The sequence below is a fragment of the Microbacterium sp. PRC9 genome (assembly GCF_031844125.1).
Classification (GTDB): Bacteria; Actinomycetota; Actinomycetes; order Actinomycetales; family Microbacteriaceae; genus Microbacterium.
Genome location: NZ_JAUZUR010000003.1, coordinates 385548 through 404653, shown reverse-complemented (window position 1 = coordinate 404653; position 19106 = coordinate 385548). Strand labels below are relative to the sequence as shown.

At 67.1% G+C, this 19106-nt stretch carries 15 protein-coding genes; 6 read left to right on the top strand and 9 right to left on the bottom strand.

Annotation, left to right across the window (positions count from 1 at the left end):
• Positions 1-121 precede the first annotated feature (121 nt).
• From trxB to Q9R33_RS08795, 3 genes are all read left to right on the top strand, one after another.
• Complete coding sequence (gene trxB, locus Q9R33_RS08805; protein WP_045301942.1) at positions 122-1126, top strand: thioredoxin-disulfide reductase; 1005 nt, start codon at positions 122-124, stop codon at positions 1124-1126.
• Between the two features lie 94 nt (positions 1127-1220).
• On the top strand, positions 1221-1544 hold the full coding sequence (trxA, locus tag Q9R33_RS08800; protein ID WP_045301944.1) for a thioredoxin: 324 nt from the start codon (positions 1221-1223) through the stop codon (positions 1542-1544).
• Between the two features lie 217 nt (positions 1545-1761).
• Positions 1762-2178 (top strand): YciI family protein, encoded by a 417-nt coding sequence (locus Q9R33_RS08795; RefSeq protein ID WP_056366681.1) that lies wholly within the window; start codon positions 1762-1764, stop codon positions 2176-2178.
• A gap of 17 nt (positions 2179-2195) precedes the next feature.
• Here the strand turns inward: Q9R33_RS08795 and Q9R33_RS08790 are convergent, their stop codons facing one another.
• A complete protein-coding gene (locus Q9R33_RS08790) occupies positions 2196-2543 on the bottom strand; it encodes a tryptophan synthase subunit alpha (protein WP_311293505.1) in 348 nt (115 codons plus the stop codon).
• Between the two features lie 56 nt (positions 2544-2599).
• On the opposite strand from Q9R33_RS08790, the gene Q9R33_RS08785 reads away from it, so the two are divergent.
• The gene (locus Q9R33_RS08785) at positions 2600-3865 is read left to right on the top strand and encodes a sigma-70 family RNA polymerase sigma factor (protein ID WP_311293504.1); all 1266 of its coding nucleotides are present in this window, start codon (positions 2600-2602) and stop codon (positions 3863-3865) included.
• Here the strand turns inward: Q9R33_RS08785 and Q9R33_RS08780 are convergent.
• The 8 genes from Q9R33_RS08780 to rpmH form a co-directional block, all read right to left on the bottom strand.
• On the bottom strand, positions 3860-4849 hold the full coding sequence (locus Q9R33_RS08780) for a ParB/RepB/Spo0J family partition protein (protein ID WP_311293503.1): 990 nt from the start codon (positions 4847-4849) through the stop codon (positions 3860-3862). The genes Q9R33_RS08785 and Q9R33_RS08780 overlap by 6 nt on opposite strands.
• Complete coding sequence (locus Q9R33_RS08775) at positions 4849-5772, bottom strand: ParA family protein (protein ID WP_056366677.1); 924 nt, start codon at positions 5770-5772, stop codon at positions 4849-4851. Before Q9R33_RS08775 ends, Q9R33_RS08780 begins: the two co-directional genes overlap by 1 nt.
• Positions 5773-12472: 6700 nt before the next feature.
• Complete coding sequence (gene rsmG / locus Q9R33_RS08770) at positions 12473-13096, bottom strand: 16S rRNA (guanine(527)-N(7))-methyltransferase RsmG (protein WP_310244231.1); 624 nt, start codon at positions 13094-13096, stop codon at positions 12473-12475.
• A 48-nt stretch (positions 13097-13144) separates the two neighbouring features.
• Positions 13145-13663, bottom strand: coding sequence for a R3H domain-containing nucleic acid-binding protein (locus Q9R33_RS08765; protein WP_056365571.1), 519 nt, complete (start codon positions 13661-13663; stop codon positions 13145-13147).
• Positions 13664-13698: 35 nt separating this feature from the next.
• A complete protein-coding gene (gene yidC / locus Q9R33_RS08760) occupies positions 13699-14850 on the bottom strand; it encodes a membrane protein insertase YidC (RefSeq protein WP_311293502.1) in 1152 nt (383 codons plus the stop codon).
• Between the two features lie 8 nt (positions 14851-14858).
• Entirely contained in the window at positions 14859-15215 is a 357-nt protein-coding gene (yidD, locus tag Q9R33_RS08755; protein ID WP_045301961.1) for a membrane protein insertion efficiency factor YidD, read from the bottom strand.
• A complete protein-coding gene (gene rnpA, locus Q9R33_RS08750; protein ID WP_056365562.1) occupies positions 15212-15547 on the bottom strand; it encodes a ribonuclease P protein component in 336 nt (111 codons plus the stop codon). The genes yidD and rnpA overlap by 4 nt, the downstream gene beginning before the upstream one ends.
• Before the next feature lie 8 nt (positions 15548-15555).
• Complete coding sequence (rpmH, locus tag Q9R33_RS08745; RefSeq protein ID WP_005054680.1) at positions 15556-15693, bottom strand: 50S ribosomal protein L34; 138 nt, start codon at positions 15691-15693, stop codon at positions 15556-15558.
• Between the two features lie 309 nt (positions 15694-16002).
• Between rpmH and dnaA the strand changes: the two genes are divergently transcribed.
• Together dnaA and dnaN are read left to right on the top strand one after the other, a co-directional pair.
• Entirely contained in the window at positions 16003-17454 is a 1452-nt protein-coding gene (gene dnaA, locus Q9R33_RS08740) for a chromosomal replication initiator protein DnaA (protein ID WP_056365557.1), read from the top strand.
• A 480-nt stretch (positions 17455-17934) separates the two neighbouring features.
• Positions 17935-19089, top strand: a complete 1155-nt coding sequence (gene dnaN / locus Q9R33_RS08735; RefSeq protein ID WP_056365554.1) for a DNA polymerase III subunit beta — start codon at positions 17935-17937, stop codon at positions 19087-19089.
• Positions 19090-19106: the final 17 nt, after the last annotated feature.

Here is a 19106-nt window from a genome sequence, read left to right as displayed (position 1 = left end):
TCCCGCCGGGGCGCGGGGGACGGGTCACGGAATGCCGCGCGGTTACCATGTGTTGAGGCATCCGGAGCCATCGCGCGTGTCATGGGACGTTCCGCGAGGCTTCACGAGGAAAGGTGCGCACGTGCGTCAGGTCATCATCATCGGTTCGGGTCCCGCGGGTTACACGGCGGCCATCTACGCCGCACGGGCCAACCTGAGCCCGCTCGTCGTGGCGAGCTCGGTCGAGGCCGGCGGCGAGCTGATGAACACCACCGAGGTCGAGAACTTCCCCGGGTTCCCCGAGGCGATCATGGGTCCTGACCTCATGGCGAAGATGCAGGAGCAGGCCGAGCGGTTCGGCGCGGAAGTGCTCTACGACGACGTCGTCTCGCTCGACATCGACGGCCCCGTCAAGAAGGTCACCCTCGGCAGCGGCGCCTCCCACGAGGCGGACGCGCTGGTGTTCGCGACCGGTTCCGCTCCCCGCAAGATCGGCATCGAGGGCGAAGCCCGCCTGTCCGGCCGCGGCGTGTCGTACTGCGCGACCTGCGACGGATTCTTCTTCCGCGAGCGCGTGATCGCCGTGGTCGGCGGCGGCGACTCCGCGATGGAGGAGGCCACCTTCCTCACCAAGTTCGCGTCGAAGGTGTACATCATCCACCGTCGTGACGAGCTGCGCGCCTCGAAGATCATGCAGGAGCGGGCGTTCAAGAACGACAAGATCGAGTTCGTCTGGAACAGCGAGGTCGTCGACATCCTCGGCGACGAGGCGGTCACCGGCGTCGTGCTCGAGGACACCGTCGACGGCTCGCGTCGCGACCTGGCGCTGGACGGCGTGTTCGTCGCGATCGGCAACGACCCGCGCACGCACCTCGTGCACGACAAGCTCGACCTCACCGCCGAGGGCACCGTGTGGGTCGATGGCCGCTCGTCGCGCACGTCGGTGCCCGGTGTGTTCGCCGCCGGTGACGTGATCGACCCGACCTACCGTCAGGCCGTCACCGCCGCGGGCAGCGGCACCGTCGCGGCCCTGGACGTCGAGCACTTCCTCGCCGCGCTCGGCGAGGCCGGCGCTCCCGCCCCCGACGCCGCCGAGATCGACGGACTTCCCGGCGCCGAGCCGGTCGCCAAGGTCGACGCCGCATAGCGCTCGACCGGGCGCCGCACAAGCCCGGGAACACTTCACGCCCCTCTCGCGTTGAATGAGCGTGGACAGACTTCCCAGAGAAGGAGAAACACAGATGACCGCCAAGGCGACGACTTCCGCCACGTTCGAGCAGGACGTGCTCCAGGCCGAGGGTCCGGTGCTCGTGGACTTCTGGGCGGAGTGGTGCGGCCCGTGTCGCATGGTCTCGCCCGTCCTCGACCAGATCCAGTCGGAGCACCCCGACAAGATCACGATCCTCAAGCTCAACGTGGACGAGAACCCCGACCTCGCGATGAAGTACCAGATCACCTCCATCCCCGCGATGAAGGTGTTCAACAAGGGCGCGGTCGAGACGACCATCATCGGCGCCAAGCCGAAGTTCGCGCTCGAGCAGGATCTCGCGGCCTACATCGGCTGAGTCCCCTCACGCTTCCCGAAGACCCCGCCGACCCGTTCGGCGGGGTTTTCGCATTCCTACCGGGGATTTCCTCAATATGCTGTTTCCGGCATCCGAGATTCCGTCGAGAATCTTCGTGGGCGATGTCGATCTGCGGGAGGCTGGTTCGACGCACATGGTGAAGGGGCCCGGACGGGCCTCCAACCGGGCCACGATCGCCCCGACGAAAGGGATTCCCATGCGTTACATGCTCATCATGCAGGTCGGTGCCGAGGCTGCTGCGGCATTCGATCCCGAGGCGTTCGACATGGCGGAGGCGTACGCCGCCATGGGCGCGTACAACGAAGAGCTGCAGAAGGCCGGAGTGTTCCTGAGCGCCGAGGGGCTGTCCGACGCCGCCGAGGGCTTCCGGGTCGACTTCGACTCGGTCCCGCCCGCGGTGACCGACGGACCGTTCGCCGAAGCGCGCGAGGTCTTCACCGGCTTCTGGATTCTCGAGGTCGCCTCCCGAGAGGAGGCCGAGCACTGGGCGCGCAAGTGCCCACTGGGCCCCGGCACCGCACTCGAGGTGCGTCGCGTCAACGAGCTCAGCGATTTCGACCAGAACGACGAGTGGATCGCCAAGGAGAAGGAGTGGCGTGCCGCCAACTCGTGACTCGTGAGCTGCGCGCTTCAGCTCGCTTCGGCACGCACCGTCGGGTCCCACCGGCGGTGCGTGTTCGCGTCACCCAGCAACGACCACACGGCGCGGGTGAGCGGGGGATAGTCGATGGCGATCTGCCTCAGCACGCGGTAGTGGCGGCTGGCGTTCGGGCGCGCCCCGCCGTCGGCGGCGATGTTCTCGGCGCGGAGCAGATACACGACGAGCTCGTCGACGGACGGCAGATCCTCCATGAACTCCCACGGGTCCTCGCCGGCACGGAGGCGCTCATGCACCAGCACCGAGAGCTCGTCAGCGGCTTCGGCACGGAGCAGCTCGAGGCTCGCACGTCGCCGCGGGGTCTGCTCGTCGTTCGCCATCAATCCAGGGTACGTGCCGATCCCGACACCGTGGGTCACGCGCCTACGCTGGCAGCATGACCTCACACGACGATGCCCACGCGCGCCGTGCGGTCGAAGCCGTGTGGCGCGACGAGTCCGCGCGCATCGTCTCGGCGCTGACGCGGCACACCGGAGACTTCGCATGGGCCGAGGATCTCGCCCAAGAGGCGCTCGTCGAAGCCCTCGCCGCGTGGCCGGGCAGCGGCATCCCTGACAATCCGGGAGCCTGGCTCATGTCGGTCGCCAAGCGGCGCGCGATCGACGGGTGGCGACGGCGCGAGCGGATGTCGCAGCGCGAGCCCCTGTTCGTCTCGGAGGCTCTCGTGACCGAGGCGATCGACTCGGTGCCCGACGACGCCGACCCCGACCGCATCGACGACGACGTGCTGCGTCTCGTCTTCGTCGCCTGCCACCCGGTGCTCCCGGCACAGGCGCGCCTCGCCCTCACCCTGCGCACGGTGGCCGGTCTCACCACCGAGCAGATCGCGCGGGCGCTGCTGATGACCGTGCCGACGGTGCAGCAGCGCATCGTGCGGGCCAAGCGGACCCTCGCGGCAGAGGGCGTGCCGTTCGAGGTGCCCGACCGTGCCGAACGGCCGGCACGGCTGGCGAGCGTGCTCCAGGTGATCTATCTCCTCTTCACCGAGGGGTACTCGGCGGCGGAAGGGGAGGGGGTCATCCGTCCCGACGTCGCGCGCGAGGCGGTGCGGCTGGGTCGGCAGCTCGCCGCGCTCATGCCGCCTGAGCCCGAGATCTGGTCGCTCATCGCGCTCATGGAGTTCCAGTCGTCGCGCTTCGCCGCGCGCATCGACACCGACGGCCTCCCGGTGACCCTGGAAGACCAGGACCGCCGTCGATGGGATCGTTCCGCGATCGCCCGCGGCCTGGAGGCGATGGAGCACGCGGATGCATCGAATCGAGGTCTCGGCTACTACGGCCTGCAGGCCGCCATCGCACGGTGCCACGCGGTCGCCCCGTCGTTCGGCGAAACGGACTGGGAGCAGATCCTCCGGCTCTACGACGCGCTCGTGTCGCTCGCGCCGTCTGCCGTCGTCCGCCTCAACCGCGCCGTCGCGCTCTCCATGGCGCGTGGTCCTGAGCCCGCTCTCGCCGTCGTGGACGCGCTCGAGCCCGAGTTGTCGGGGTTCCGCCCTCTCCCTGCCGTGCGCGCGGAGCTGCTGGAGCGACTCGGACGAACGGATGCCGCAGCCGCGGCGTTCCTCGCCGCGGCGGCGTTGCCGGGCAACGCCGCTGAGACTGAAGCGCTGCGCCGGCGCGCTCGGGCGCTCGGGCGCCTATGACGCCTCGAGGGCCCCGTACTCCGTCTCACCGAGCTCCGCGAGGATGCGGTTGAGGTCCTGAATCGTCGCGAAGTCGATGCTGATCTGGCCTTTTCGTGCCGTCAGCGCGATCTTCACCCGGGTGTTGAGCCGATCGCCCAGTCGTCCTGCAACTTCATCCAGGTGGGCGCGGCGCGAGCCGGCCTGCGGCTTGACGGAACGGGTGGGGGAGGCATCCGGAAGCTTCGCCGCAGCCTCCGCCGCACGGACGGAGAGATCCTCGTTGACGATCTTGTCGGCGAAGCGCTGCATGGCCGTCGGGTCTTCGAGCGACAGGATCGCGCGCGCGTGACCGGCGGTGAGCACCCCTGCGGCGACCCGCTGCTGCACCGGCATCGGGAGCTTGAGGAGGCGGATCGTGTTGCTGATCTGCGGACGCGAGCGGCCGATGCGGGTCGCGAGCTCTTCCTGTGTGATGCCGAAGTCCTCGAGCAGCTGCTGGTACGCCGAGGCCTCTTCGAGGGCGTTCAGCTCGGAGCGGTGCAGGTTCTCGAGCAGGGCGTCGCGGAGCAGGTGCTCGTCAGCGGTGTCGCGCACGATCGCGGGGATCGAGGAGAGTCCGGCCTCACGGGCGGCGCGCGTACGACGCTCACCCATGATGAGCTCGTAGTCGCCCTTCTCGTTGAGCCGGACGACCACGGGCTGCAGTACGCCGAACTCGCGCACGCTGTGCACGAGCTCCGCGAAGTGCTCCGGGTCGAAGTTGGTGCGGGGCTGACGCGGGTTGGGCACGATGTCGTGCGGGTCGATGTGCGCCAGGCGGGCGCCGGGCACCTCGAGGAGATCCTCCTGCCCGTCGGACTCGACGGTCTCTGCGGGTGGCTCCGCCTCAGCCACCGCGACGGCGCGGGGGAAGAAGACATCTGCGGGACGCTCGTCGGCCTGCTCGCTGGTCGGGATCAGTGCGCCGATTCCGCGGCCGAGTCCTGTGCGCTTCGCTGCCATCACGCGCCCCTTTCATTCGAGGCGCTGTCGCGCCGGATCATCTCGACTGCCGCCTCGCGGTACGCGATGGCGCCGGCCGACTGTCCATCGTAAGCGAGAACCGACTGCCCGAAACTCGGCGCCTCTGAGACGCGCACCGAACGCGGGATGATCGTGTCGAGCACTTCGGTCGGGAAGTGGGCGCGCACCTCGTCGGCGACCTGCTGCGCGAGCCTCGTGCGCCCGTCGTACATCGTCAGCATGATGGTCGACAGCTCCAGGCGGGGGTTGAGGTGCTTCTGGATCATCCGCACCGTGCCGAGCAGCTGGCTCAGTCCCTCGAGCGCGTAGTACTCGCACTGGATGGGGATGAGGAGCTCGCTCGCCGCGGTGAAGGCGTTGATCGTGAGAAGCCCGAGCGAGGGCGGGCAGTCGATGAGGATGAAGTCGAGCTCGCCCGGATTGTTCGCGAGATAGTCGTCGACGGCGACGCGCAGTCGGTGCTCGCGTGCGACCTGCGACACGAGCTCGATCTCGGCGCCCGCGAGGTGGATGGTGCTCGGCGCGCAGAGCAGATTGGGTGACTCCGGGCTCACCTGGATGATGTCGGCCAGCGGGAACTCGTCGATGAGCACGTCGTAGACACTCGGCGTATCCGCCGTGTGCGGCACTCCCAGCGCCGTCGAGGCGTTGCCCTGTGGGTCGAGGTCGATCACGAGCACCTTCGCCCCGCGCTCGGCCATCGCGGCGGCCAGGTTGACGGTCGTCGTCGTCTTGCCGACTCCGCCCTTCTGGTTCGAGACGGTGAGGACACGCGTGCGTCCGGTGAGCTGCACGTCGGCGGCTTCGAGCGCCTTGCGACGTGCGGTGAGGTCTGCGAGCTCCCGCGCGATGGGGGAGTCGTCTTCTTCCTGCGCGAGAGCGGCGCCGTCTTGCTGCACGATGGGGGATTCCTCTTCCTGCGTGACGGTGGGGCGCTCGAGGGATGCGATGACTTCAGGTGCGGGGTCAGCGTACTCGGACGATACGACATCGCCGTCGGAGTGTGCACGCTCAGCCTCGTCGTCCTGCGAGGTGATCTCGTCGGGCACGTCGTCCTGCTGGGAGCCCGCGAGCTCGTCGGGAACGGGGTCTTCGTCGGGAACGACGTCTTCTTCCGGAACGGCGGCTTCCTCGGGGACCGTGGCTTCCTCGGGGACCGTGGCTTCCTCGGGGACTGCGGCTCCGTCGGACACAGCGCCCTCACTGTGCGAGTGGATCTCGCTGTCACTGGGCACCGGGTCGGACGCATCCTGCTGTTCCGCAGACTGCGGTGTCCAGACGGTCGGCGGCTCATCGGACGAGAAGGATGCCTGAGCGTCGCTCTCGTCGGGTTGTTTCACGTGAAACTCTCCCCCGTGCCCGAGCCGCTCAACATCGTCTTCCACCCTATCCCGCCTTCCCCCCATCCCCAGCCGCCGGAGCCACTTATTCATTCGTTCCTTACCGTTTCGGGTGGATCATCCACCGTCCCTAGTCAACCCCGCGCGGACCGTTCGGGCACGCCAACCCGCCGCTCGGATGCGACTGAGAAATCCCTCATCTGACGCAGCACCTGCCAAGGCGGCATCCGCGTTCACCCTGCGCCCGTAGGGCACCGCAGCCCGCTCGTCAGTCAAGGCATTCACGTGTGACGTGGTGCGGGAGCGGGCAGGTTGTCCCGCCCGACCCCGCTCCGGGTCAGCCGTTCCACCTGTTCGCGTTTGGGTGCCAAGGCCCCGTCTCCGGGTGTCGTTTACGGCCTGGACGTGTGGGCCGCGTACGCGTTCTCGCCGCGCTTCGGTGCCGTCCGTTTCACGTGAAACGGACGAAGCTCACGTGTGACAGCGGCAGTGAATGGCAGCGTCTGATAGCTGCAGTCCGGTATCGGAACAGCCGACACCAGCCCGTCCCGCGTTCGCTTCAAACGTCCCATCCCGACACTCGCAGCCACGATGGTCGGTTCTGTGGTGGACGTCGTGTTTCACGTGAAACTCCCTGCGGCGTTGTTGCAGAATCCGCAGAGTTCTGCAGCAGACCCCTGGCAGGCGCGTGCGATCTTCAGACGCGCGCGCTCCGCGGACCGCCTCCCGGTCGCGCCCGGCTTGCACCACCGATCGCGACATCTCTTCACTCGACGGGACGCAGCTGACGCGGCTTCTTGCGGAATGAGTTCACTCCCCGGCGGCTTGTCCATGGCACCCATCCGGTGAGGAACCGAGACCGACGCGCTCAGCGGCCCGATTCAGGGCCGCTCGTCACCTGTTACTATTTCCCATCCTCCGGAGGGGCACGTGTGAAGTTCCAACCGTTCTTTCGAGTTCGATATCCACGTCAGTGCGTCTCGACCGCAAGGCTGCATCATCGCACGCGCTGACTTCATAGAACATCGTTGCCTGACGTCTGCGCCCTCTGTCGCACCGGTCGACGACAACCTTGCGGCCGAGCACGCCTTGCGCGGGCTAGGGGAGAGGACCCATCGGTCGCGGTGCCATGGCGCCGCGACGGGTCGACTCACTGACGATCGCCAACAGTAGGTACTCGCCGATGACGTTGCAGTGAGCTCGGGCCGCGCATTGCCCAAGGAATCAATCTGCGCCGCTCGGGGAATCAGTGCGCGCATCTGCACGTGCCAACGAGGGTGGCGCGCGGGAGGGGTTGCCGTACAGATCATCTGGTCTCGCCACCCGGCGATGTGCAGTGGTGCAGTGGTCCATTCCGCGACGGGAGACCGATGGCGCCCTGCCGCTCAACGACATCACTCGTCGCCGTCCTTGAGAGGCTGACGGCCAGGCGGAAGTCTGCGCATGTTTCACGTGAAACCATGCGTGGAGGGGAAGCCCGCGATCTTCATCACCTTCGACAGGTGGGACTCCGACAGGTGGGGCCCGCACACCACAGGCGGATCACCTCTCCACCGCCCTCTGGAGCGGACCGCTCGCCACAGCGCGATCGCTCATGCTTACTCCAGGCAGGCGTGCTGAGTCCGGTGACACGCGGCCGCGCGCCACCGGCCGACAGGCTGTCGCTTGGTCGACCGCACTCGCCTCACGCGCCGTTTCACGTGAAACCATGCATCGAGGGAAACCCCGCAATCCTCATCACCTTCGACACGGGGCTCCGACACATGGAGCCCGCACACCGCAGGCAGATCACCTCTGCACCGCCCTCTGGGGCGGACCGCTCGCGACGGCGCGCTTGCTCATGGAGGAGGCTCCAGGCATGCATGCTGAGGCTGGCACTTCGTCGACGGCACTCGCCTCACACGCCGTTTCACGTGAAACCATGCATCGAGGGGAACCCCGCAGTCCTCATCACCTTGGACAGATGGGCTCCGACACGTGGAGCCCGCACGCCACAGGCCGATCGCCTCTCCACCGCTCTCTGGAGCGGACCGCTCGCCACAGCGCTTACTCATGGACCGCTCCAGGCAGGCATGCTCAGTCCGGTGACGCGCGTCCGCCCGCCACCGGACGAGAGGCTGGCGCTGATCGACTGCACTCGCCTCACGCGCCGTTTCACGTGAAACGGAGCCTGCGGCGCAAGAACTCTCCGCTACACATCGCCGGCGAGAACCGGGCAGTCCCGGATCAGGAGATCCCGCGCGAGAACCGGAATTCCGCGCCGCAAGGGCTCCGCGCCAGCCCGCGCCGGCGGTAGTGCGTGCGGTGTACGCCTGTCGAGGGTGCACAACTTCGCCTGTCGTGTGCCGTCGGTCTCCTTGGGGACGCCGGGCATCGCGCCAATCGCGAATGGTTGGTCACCGCCCTGTTCGATCCGCTAGGGCGGCCTGGCCGTGCGAGATCATGGTTCTTCACGGGCGACGATCCCGTGAACGACGCCTCGCACAGGCCATGCCAGCGCACGATCGGCCCAGAGACCCGTCCGGTCGACGTGGTCCGCAGCAGTTCAGGGCGCAGCGAAGAGGCGCGGGTTCACTCCGCCCGGAAGACACCTCCAGCCCCTCGAGGTCGCAGCTGTGCAGCCCGCGATCGCACCTGGCACGTCATCGCCCGCAGGCTCCCGGCGGGAGCCTCTTTCGACCACGCCGCCGGCACAACGGCAGCCTTTGCCTCAGCTGGTCTCGTGGGGATCTTCCCCCCGCCCGATTGGCTACAACTTCCCATTGAGGAGACGGCACTTTACCCATGACCACCGCAAGCACGCCACTTTCGCAGCGTGCTGACTTGACCCCTGTGGGCGCACAAACGCGACGAGTCGGCGGAGCGTTCGAGAGGGGCATCGGTCGCAAGGCGGTGAGTGTCATCGCTCGATGAAAAGACATGCTCGAGGCTCGCGGATCTCCCGTTGCCTCAGGGAAGGCGAGAGCCGCGAGCATCAGACGCCCGTCGTCCATCGCGCGACTCTGCTCGATCCGGTCGACTCCGCAGGAATCCGCCGGAGGCGGTGACCGCAAGGGGCCTTCCAGGTGTCAACACGGGTGCGCTGGCGCTCTTCCGCTGGACGAGAACGTCTCCCTGGCGGGGTTGAGCGCGGTCACCGTCACAGCCAGGTAGCAGTGCGGCAACGACGAGCGGGATGTCCCTCAAGGCGCGCCGATCCAAAGATCTCGGCGCGATCATTCGCGAAGGTCAGCGGGGAGTGATCGCTCCTCGCCGCGCCAGATGTAGGCGCGTGCGTTTCGATCCACGTCGAGATCGTAGTGGGACGAAACCGAGCGGAATCGGAAAGTGCGACTCGACCACGGCCTAACCCATGGTCGGCTGCTGAGTGCACATGATGAACCCTCCTGCTTCCCGTCGAGCGGTGAGCCTAACTGCGGGAGCGCACCCGCTAGCGCCCGAGCCGACCTCCACGGCTGATCCGCCGCTCCGACTTCGGCTTGCACAGCCCCGGGCCTGCGCCGAAATCCTGTTCGTGACGTACGCGCGCCGAATGCGGAATCAGACAGGCATCACCGCCTCCTTCAGCGGTCGGCTTCCATCGGGTGGGCTGAACCAAGCCAGAATTGCCAATGTTCACGTGAAACACACGCCGCGGCGCGGCCATTCTGCCTGCGCGGTCCACACCGCTCTGAACTGCAGGATGCGTCCACTCACGTGCGGAGGGTGGGTCAATGCGCGCAATGCGAGCCGGCGCGCACGGCCGCGCGCGTCTCGCCACCGACTCGTGCGCTCAGACGGACTACTTCATGGTGTGCGGTAGCGACGCGCCGGTACGCCGATGGGTCTCACTTTGCGCCGCGAAGCGTTGCTGCACGCTGCGGGAAGCGACGCGCAACCCCCAGTCGGGTCGTGCTCACGCCGGATCACGCAGCATGGAGCGGACAGTCATTGAGCCGACTCGCCGCGTGTTTCACGTGAAACGTGATCAACAACACTCACCCGTGGCGCGGTCGACCCGGTGCTGGCAGCTTCGTCGCACGACAAGCCCGCGATCCCGGGAGCCTTCGGCGGCCATGCACGTCAGCGACAGCACGCCCTCCACTCTCGGCATCAACGAGAATCGAGGCGCGCAGCGCGGCGAAGCTACGTCGCCTACGCTCGGGGACGTGGGCGCCGCGCCACTCCGCGTCGACGTCCACGCCCCCTCCCGGCGGCGCGTCACGCGGTGAGCGGTCGGTCATTGGTCAGCGTCTACCGCCGCATGTTCACGTGAAACCTGCCTGATCGACGACACGGCGCGGGACACGGTGCCCGCTAGGCAGTCATACTCCTCCGCGCTGAGGCGGGTGCAGGCGTCGCGGAAGCAGACAGCGCGCTGGACGCATCGGATGTCCCCGGATTCGACCGGACACCCCCGTGACAACTCCGCCACCTACTTCTTACGGGGGGAGTCGCGGCGCGCAGTGCTGCGGCAGTACTCCTCCATGTGCTCCCATTGGCTCCGCAGCACACACCACACCAACGAGGCTCCGAGAACCGACACAGACGAGACCTCCGCATCCGTGCCCCGCTCGCCCCACACAGCGCGCCACGTCGAGAGACCCGTGTGGATCCGGCCGCGGCGGCGCCATGTTTCACGTGAAACGTCGTCGACCACATGACTCAAGACGCAGTTGGCCGAAAACAAGAGGCTCCTCGGAAGGCAGCGGCACCGCCCAGCTTGAATTCAGTGGCCCCGCAAGACGCCGCTGCGCTGTGCGACGACGCCTCGATCTTCGCGTTGGCGCCGCACTGGGGTCGGAGAGCGCCTGCGCCGAACAGCTGGCAATCCACTCATCCTCGACGCCAAATGTTTCACGTGAAACGTGATCAGTGCCGCCGGCGCGGCGGGTGCGATCGACCAGATCTCCCAAGCCTCCTCGGAAGAGAAACCCGCTGTTCCCGGCGCCCACCTCCCGAGACTTTGCGGTGGCTAGATGCGTGCCGTCTTGAGCCACCGCGTCGCGAACGCACTCAAGCCGCGATCAGGCGTGGCGTGGGGCAGTGGCGGAGATGACCGCTGTGCCCGACCAGCGCACGGCACACGTGCGGGAACAACACCGCGGCCAAGCCGGACGGCCGCTGTCACAGCGCGGATCGACGTTTTCCTGTACGACTGGGCCTGCTCCAGAGCAATGACAACCAGCGCCCGTTGGCACAGCGAGACGTAAGAGATCGCAACCAGCGGCATCCCGGATGAGCCCGCGGCCCGATGATCGGGCGCGGAGCTTCTTGGTTGCAGCGCCAGCGACGTCGCGCGTCGAACTGGGGTTCGGCATGGCGGGACGGAGCCGCAGCGCACAACGGTCGGCTGAAGCGGCGCAGCATCCGTCGCCCGCAGCGACGCAAGATGCAGCCGGTGTTGCGTCGTGGTCACCTTCGCCCCCGCGCGATCCAGTCGCCACCGACGGAGAAGGCGGGTCGCACCTCTGTGACGACCTTCATCGAAATCACTCGCCGGCAGGGGAGTGAGCCCGAGGGGGGTGCGAGATCCGACGTGGCCAACCAACGCAACTATGACGCCTACGCTGTCGTCATGGCTACGTCCGGCGGACATGGAAGGGATCCGCCTATCCGCGGATACCGGCGAGCACCCGATCGTCGCGCCAACACGAGCACTCGCTGCTCGCCGGCCCATTCACCGTGCGGACACAGAGTCTCCGTGGGAGAACCGCGACAGCGGGGTCGACGTAGACGATCCCACACACCATGAGCTCGCCCCCGGCCTCGGGAGTTCGAGCCGGCCGGAGGTCACGGGGAATCGGGTCAACCTGTGGCGATCCCACTGTCCTCCGCATCCGGGACACCGTGATCGACGCTGTGCCTCGGAGACGCGCCGTGAGGGTTCCGGTGTGCGCCTGCACTCCGCGGTTCGCGCACGTCCGCCAGCAGAGTTCGGGCACGTCCATCCCCTCTTACAGGCGGCACGCATAGCGAATATCCGAGGCCGACGGCCGCGGGGTCCCGCATCTCCTGGCTTACGCAGGGTGAGCTGCATCCGACGGACCAGCCGTACGTCTTCGGCAGCCGGACGACGGTGGACATCGGTGCTCCCGCCTTCACTGCGACCGCTGCGGGATGAGTGACACTCGGCGGTCGCCGATCCTTTGTGGTGCGGGGGAGGCGCTGTCGGACCCGACAACGAAGCCGTTTCACGTGAAACATAACCGCGGCGTCGGTCCTAGACCGACGCCAGCCACGCCGAATGTCCGCCGAAAATCGAGCTGTCGGCGACCAGCCGTCAGCGTACGGTCGCTCGGATCACCCGCGATGGTTCGGGAAGCAGACCTTCGCCGACGACCTCGACGCGCGGGTTCGTCACCTTGAACTTGCGGAGCTGCTTCTCGGCTGCCTCGATCTCGTTCGCGGCGCTCGTCCCCTTGAGGAGGATGAGCTCGCCCCCGTCGCGCACCAGGGGAGCGGTGATCGGCACCAGGGTGCGCAGGGCGCTCACAGCACGGGCAGTGACGGCATCCAGCGAAGGACCGCGCTTCCAATCCTCGGCCCGAGCGCGCAGCACCTCGACGTTGTCCAGCTCGAGCGACTCGGCCTGCTCCGACAGCCACGCGACCCGGCGCTCCATCGGCTCGATGAGGACCCACTCGACATCGGGACGCGCGATCGCGAGTACGAGCCCGGGCAGGCCGGCGCCCGACCCCACGTCACCGACGCGGCCGGAGAACAGGGGAGCGATGACCGCGCTGTTCAGGATGTGGCGCGACCAGAGGCGCGGCGGTTCAAGGGGACCGATCAGTCCGCGCTCTTCACCGTGCTGTCCGAGGGCTTCGGCGAACTTCCGCGCGACGTCGACGCGGTCGCCGAAGATCTCGGCGGCGGCCGGGGGTTCCTGCTCGATCTCGATCATCGATTCTTCGACAAGCTCAGCACGACTGTTTCACGTGAAACGCGCGGCTCAGCCGCGACGGATCACCGTGTGACGGTCGGCGCCCTCACCGTACGACTCGGACACGAAGCCGCGCTCCGCGACGATGTCGTGGACGACCTTGCGCTCGTAGCTCGACATCGCCGGCAACGACGCCTGCGAGGCACCGTCATCCAGCCGGGCGATCGCGCGGTCGACGAGAGCGGTCAACTCGTTCTGCCGAGCGTCACGCGAGCCGCCGATGTCGAGGATCAGGCGCGAGAAGCGACCGGTGCGGTTCTGCACCGCGATGCGCGTCAGCTCCTGGAGCGCCTGAACGGTGTCGGGTGCTGCGATCAGATCGACCGATCCGCCGGACGGCGCTTCGACCGATACGTATGCGCGGCCCGCGCGCACATCGAGATCGAGGTCGCCGTCGATGTCGGCGATGTCGAGCAGACCCTCGATGAAGTCGGCGGCGACGTCGCCTTCTTCCTCGAGCTGGGCGACGGTCGCGGGGACCCGCTCTTCGCGCGTGTCGACAGGGGCGTACTCAGGTGACGTGGTCATGGCGTGATCCTCGTGTGTGACGTCGGTGGGGGTCTTCAGGAAGTGGAGCCGGTGCCGGGCTTGCCCGGGTCGGTCCCACCGGAGACCTGGTCGCCCTGCTTCTGACCGGATCCGGGCTGCTTCTGACCCTGCTTCTTCGCGCGCTGCTTGCTCACGGGCTGCTGACGCTTCGGCGCCGCTGCCTTCGCGCGCTCGGCCTCTTCATAGAGGCGCTGCTGCTCGGCGACGTACTTCTCCATCGGGACGACCTTGCCCGAGGCATCGATCGCCTTGCCCTTCTTCGCGAGACGCTCTTCGCGCGCCTTGGCCGCGTCGGAGCCGGGGGTCGGCATCTCACGGATGACGAGGAACTGCTGGCCCATGGTCCACAGGTTCGACACGAACCAGTAGATGACGACGCCGAGCGGGAAGAAGACACCCGAGAAGATGAAGCCCAGCGGCAGAATGTACAGCATGATCTTCTGCATCTGGTAGGCCTGGCCGGTCTTGGCCTCGGGGGACAGGTTCTTCGAGATGATCTGCAGCTGCGTGAAGAACTGCGACACGATCATCAGCACGACGAGCACGACGAGGATGATGATCGCCGGGGTGTTTCCCGTGTTGACGGCGTCGATCAGCGTCTCGTGCAGCGAAGCGACGCCGAACAGCTTCGCGTTGTAGAACTCCTGGGTCAGCTCCGCGTTGAGAAGGCCCACGCCGCCGATCCCGGCTGTTGCGTGCTTGGTGACGTCGTTGAGCACGCTGAACAGCGCGAAGAAGACGGGCATCTGCACGAGCAGCGGCAGGCAGCTCGAGACCGGGGTCGTGCCGTGCTTCTTGTACAGCGCCATCGTCTCGCGGCTCATGGCCTCGCGAGACAGCTGGTCCTTCTTGCCCTTGTACTTCTCCTGGACTTTCCGCAGTTCAGGGGCGATTTCCATCATCTTGCGCTGGCTCTTGATCTGCCGAACGAAGAGCGGGATCATCGCCGAGCGCACGACGATCACCAGACCCACGATCGCCAGCACCCACGTGATGCCGTCGGCCGCCGGAAGCCCGATCGCGGTGAAGAGCCAGTGCCAGAAGACGAGCACCGCCTCGACCGCCCACTTGAGCGGCCACAGGATGATCCCGAAGAGATCGAATCCGCCGTTCGTCGCCGGAGCGGACGGCGACGGCGTCGAGGCGAGGGCTGACAAGAGATCCATGCGGAGGATCAGTCCTTTCCGGTGGGGGCAGGCACGACGAACCCGTGTCGGGTCAGTGCGTGCCGGAAGTTCTTGCGAGGCGGCACGTCGTCGACGCCGCCGACCGCCCAGGGGTGGCAGCGTGCGATGCGCGCGGCGGTCAGAGCCGAACCGACGACGGCGCCGTGCTGCTGCACCGCGCCGACGGCGTACGCCGAGCACGACGGGTAGTACTTGCAGACGTCGCCGTAGGTGTGCGAGATCGTGGCACGGTAGCCGTGCAGCAGCGCAAGCAGCGCGTTGCGGGGGAGCAGAGGGATGCTGCGCAGGGAATCGGATGCCGCGAACTCGGCGTCTCCGAACGCGTAGGCGGGAAGAACGCTCATGCGGCCCTCCGTGCGAGGCACTTCACGACGTCGCTGCGCAGATCATCGAAGGACGCGGATGCCGCACTGGGCAGTGCGCGGATCACAACCTCGCTGCCCGGCGCGACCGAGTCGATGGACTCGAAGCACAGCGCCTTGAGCCGGCGACGGACGGTGTTGCGCACGACGGCGCCACCGACCTGCTTGCTCACGATGAAGCCGAACCGCGCCGGACCATCGGTCACGACGCGGTTCACGTAGGTGATGGTGTGCGCTCCGGCACACCGACGACCCCGACGGACAACGGCCTTGTACTCCGATCCGCGGGTGAGTCGGTGCGGCCTCGCGAGCACCGCTCGGCTCAGGCCGAGAGCTCGGTGCGCCCCTTGGCGCGGCGAGCCGACAGGATCGAACGGCCGGCGCGCGTGCGCATGCGGGCGCGGAAGCCGTGCTTCTTGGCGCGGCGGCGGTTGTTGGGCTGGAAGGTGCGCTTGCTCATGGGGACTACTTCCGATCAGGTGTCACCGGGACGCTCGAGACCGGGGACGTGTGTACAGGGGCGACTGCCACGAGGGCATAAGTCAACCGATTAAGGCTACGTCGAGTTGCCCGAGAACTCAAACCGAGCGCAGAACGTGTCATTATGCACCGGAGAGGGGATCGACCCTGGCACCGACACGCAGGCCGGTTCTACAGTGGAGTTTGCTCACGCGACGCCTCCTGACTAGCGTGGCTCCGGCAGTTATCCACAGGCCTGCACCGACATTTCCGCGGCCTCCGGTGGAATCATCAACAACCCGGGGGGGCCATGACACCGCACGAAGTTCCAGATGTACCGGTCTGGACGGCCGTTCTGGACGAACTCGTGCGAGACGATCGCATCACCCCGCAGCTGCACGGCTTCATCAGCCTGGCCGTTCCGCAGGGAGTGATGGGCGGGACGCTCTATCTCGACGTCCCCAACGATCTGACCGCGGCGCAGTTCACCAAGCGCATGCGTGCGCCGATCCTCGAGGCGCTCACGCGCGTCGGCCAGGACGTCCAGGATCCCGCGTCGAATTTCCGCGTCGTCGTGAACCCGGATCTCGCCGACGTGCACCTCACCGCACCGATCCCGGTCCAGTCCACGGCGGCGCCGATCGCGTCGCCCGTCGGACTGCAGTCCGGGCCGCCGGTCGGACGCCCGCCGCTCGACGAACCGGGGGACACAGCATCCGTCTCGCGCAGCGATACGCGACTGAACCCGAAGTACACGTTCGACAACTTCGTCATCGGGCAGTCCAACCGCTTCGCCCATGCCGCGGCGGTCGCGGTCGCCGAGGCGCCGGCCAAGGCCTACAACCCGCTCTTCATCTACGGCGACTCGGGTCTGGGCAAGACCCACCTCCTCCACGCGATCGGCGACTATGCGCTGAGCCTCTACGCCGGCATCCGCGTGCGGTACGTGTCGAGCGAAGAGTTCACCAACGACTTCATCAACTCGATCGCCAACAACCGAGGCTCGGCGTTCCAGGCGCGGTACCGGGATGTCGACATCCTCCTGATCGACGACATCCAGTTCCTGCAGGGCCGCGCCGAGACGCAGGAAGCCTTCTTCCACACGTTCAATCAGCTGCACGATCACGACAAGCAGGTCGTGATCACGAGCGACGTGCCCCCGAAGCACCTCACCGGCTTCGAGGACCGCATGCGCAGCCGGTTCGAATGGGGCCTCATCACCGACGTGCAGGCGCCCGACCTCGAGACGCGTATCGCGATCCTCCGCAAGAAGGCGCAGTCCGAGCGACTCCACATCCCCGACGAGGTCATGGAGTACATCGCGACCGTCGTGTCGAGCAACATCCGCGAGCTCGAGGGCGCACTCATCCGCGTCTCGGCGTTCGCGAGCCTCAACCGCTCGACGCTCGACATGTCGCTCGCCCAGACGGTGCTGCGCGACATCGTCGACCAGGACGATGCCAACGTCATCTCGCCGACCGACATCATCACGGCGACCGCGGCCTACTTCAAGCTCACCGTCGACGACCTCTACGGGTCCAGCCGCTCGCAGTCGGTCGCCACAGCGCGTCAGATCGCCATGTATCTGTGTCGCGAGCGCACGAGCCTGTCGCTGCCCAAGATCGGGCAGCTGTTCGGCAACCGCGACCACACCACCGTGATGTACGCGTACAAGAAGATCAGCGAGCTCATGAAGGAGCGCCGCTCGATCTACAACCAGGTGACCGAGATCACCGCTCAGCTCGGCCGCAACGGTCGCTGATCCGTCCTCCACACCCTTCGAGGGGCCGGTGCGTCATGACGCGCCGGCCCCTCGTCGCATATGCCCGAAGAAGTTCTTGACACGCGCGGGGAGCAGGGCCATTATTCCGGTTCTGCACAGTGTGGAAAACCTGTGGATAACTCTCCCAAGCTGCGGAAACTGCTGTGAACGAGCGGGGGACACCTGTGGATGGATTGCGGACTCCACAGGTTTTGTCATTCGTCTTTCCGATCGCTCTCCGGAGCGTCTCCACAACTCACAAGCGTGTGGTTTCCCTCTCCCGACTGGCAACGCGGCAGTTGTCCACAGTTTCCACAGCCGTTAACACCATGACAAGAAATCTTTGTGATGAAACCCGTCCGATCACCTTTGCGGTGGACAAGCCCCGAGACGAGACGGCGGACTGGCAATCTCCGAGGCTGGCACTAGCATGAGAACCCCGAGCCCGCAGTCGAAGGGCCCGCTGCAGAGGGAGCGTTCGTGAAGTTCCACGTCAATCGCGATGTGTTCAGCGAAGCCGTATCGTTCGTCGTCAAACTCCTGCCGCAGCGCAACCCTCAGCCGATCCTCGCGGGCGTGCTGATCGAGGCATCCGCTGAAGGCCTCTCGCTCGCCGCGTTCGACTACGAAGCGTCTGCGCGCACCACGATCGAGGCGACCGTCGACGAGCCGGGCACGATCCTCGTCCACGGCCGGCTGCTCTCCGACATCGCCAGCCGTCTGCCGAACGCACCGATCCAGATCGAGGTCGACGAAGACGGCGGCATCCTGCTCACCTGTGGTTCCGCGCGCTTCACCCTCGCCTCGATGCCGGTGCAGGAGTACCCCGCGATCCCCGAGGTGACCGGTGACTCCGGTCTCGTGCCCTCCGAGGACTTCGCCACCGCGATCGCGCAGGTCGCGTTCGCCGCATCGCGCGACGACGTCACCCCGGTGCTCACCGGCGTGCAGCTCGAGGTCTCGGGAACGAGCCTCAGCCTCGTCGCCACCGACCGCTACCGCGTCGCGCTCCGCGAGATTCCGTGGGACGGCGGCACCACAGCGAGCGACGAGTCGACGACCGCACTCGTGCCCGCGCGCACCCTGACCGAGGTCGGCAAGACGTTCGCGCACGGCGGCGACATCTCGATCGCCTTCTCCGGATCGGGTGACCGCGAGATCATCGCCTTCACAGCCGGCAACAAGACCGTGACCTCGCTGCTCATCAAGGGCAACTTCCCGCCGGTTCGGCGCCTGTTCCCCGAGCAGACCGAGCACCACGCGGTCGTCAACACCGCCGAGCTCGCCGAGGCCGTGCGCCGTGTGTCGCTCGTCCTGGACCGCTCGGCCCCGCTGCGCTTCACCTTCACGGCCGACAGCGTGTCGATGGATGCCTCGGGCACCGAGCAGGCTCGCGCCACCGAGTCCGTCGACGCGACGCTGCTCGGCGGCGACGAAGTCACCCTGGGTCTGAACCCCCAGTACCTGCTCGAGTCGCTCGGCGCCGTGAAGAGCGAGTTCGTGCGCATCACGTTCACCTCGAGCGAGAACGCGAACAAGCTGAGTCCCGTGCTCATCACGCCGCAGACCTCGGTCGACCGCGCCGGCTCGGACTCGTTCCGCTACCTGCTGCAGCCCAACCTGCTGCTTCGCTGATCAGCCCGTCGTCGGAG

Bases quoted from the DNA above. Each gene is read 5' to 3' on its own strand.
- trxA (WP_045301944.1), top strand. From the start codon at position 1,221: ATGACCGCCAAGGCGACGACTTCCGCCACGTTCGAGCAGGACGTGCTC.
- Q9R33_RS08795 (WP_056366681.1), top strand. From the start codon at position 1,762: ATGCGTTACATGCTCATCATGCAGGTCGGTGCCGAGGCTGCTGCGGCA.
- Q9R33_RS08790 (WP_311293505.1), bottom strand. From the start codon at position 2,543: ATGGCGAACGACGAGCAGACCCCGCGGCGACGTGCGAGCCTCGAGCTG.
- Q9R33_RS08785 (WP_311293504.1), top strand. From the start codon at position 2,600: ATGACCTCACACGACGATGCCCACGCGCGCCGTGCGGTCGAAGCCGTG.
- Q9R33_RS08780 (WP_311293503.1), bottom strand. From the start codon at position 4,849: ATGGCAGCGAAGCGCACAGGACTCGGCCGCGGAATCGGCGCACTGATC.
- rsmG (WP_310244231.1), bottom strand. From the start codon at position 13,096: ATGATCGAGATCGAGCAGGAACCCCCGGCCGCCGCCGAGATCTTCGGC.
- Q9R33_RS08765 (WP_056365571.1), bottom strand. From the start codon at position 13,663: ATGACCACGTCACCTGAGTACGCCCCTGTCGACACGCGCGAAGAGCGG.
- yidC (WP_311293502.1), bottom strand. From the start codon at position 14,850: ATGGATCTCTTGTCAGCCCTCGCCTCGACGCCGTCGCCGTCCGCTCCG.
- yidD (WP_045301961.1), bottom strand. From the start codon at position 15,215: ATGAGCGTTCTTCCCGCCTACGCGTTCGGAGACGCCGAGTTCGCGGCA.
- rpmH (WP_005054680.1), bottom strand. From the start codon at position 15,693: ATGAGCAAGCGCACCTTCCAGCCCAACAACCGCCGCCGCGCCAAGAAG.
- dnaA (WP_056365557.1), top strand. From the start codon at position 16,003: ATGACACCGCACGAAGTTCCAGATGTACCGGTCTGGACGGCCGTTCTG.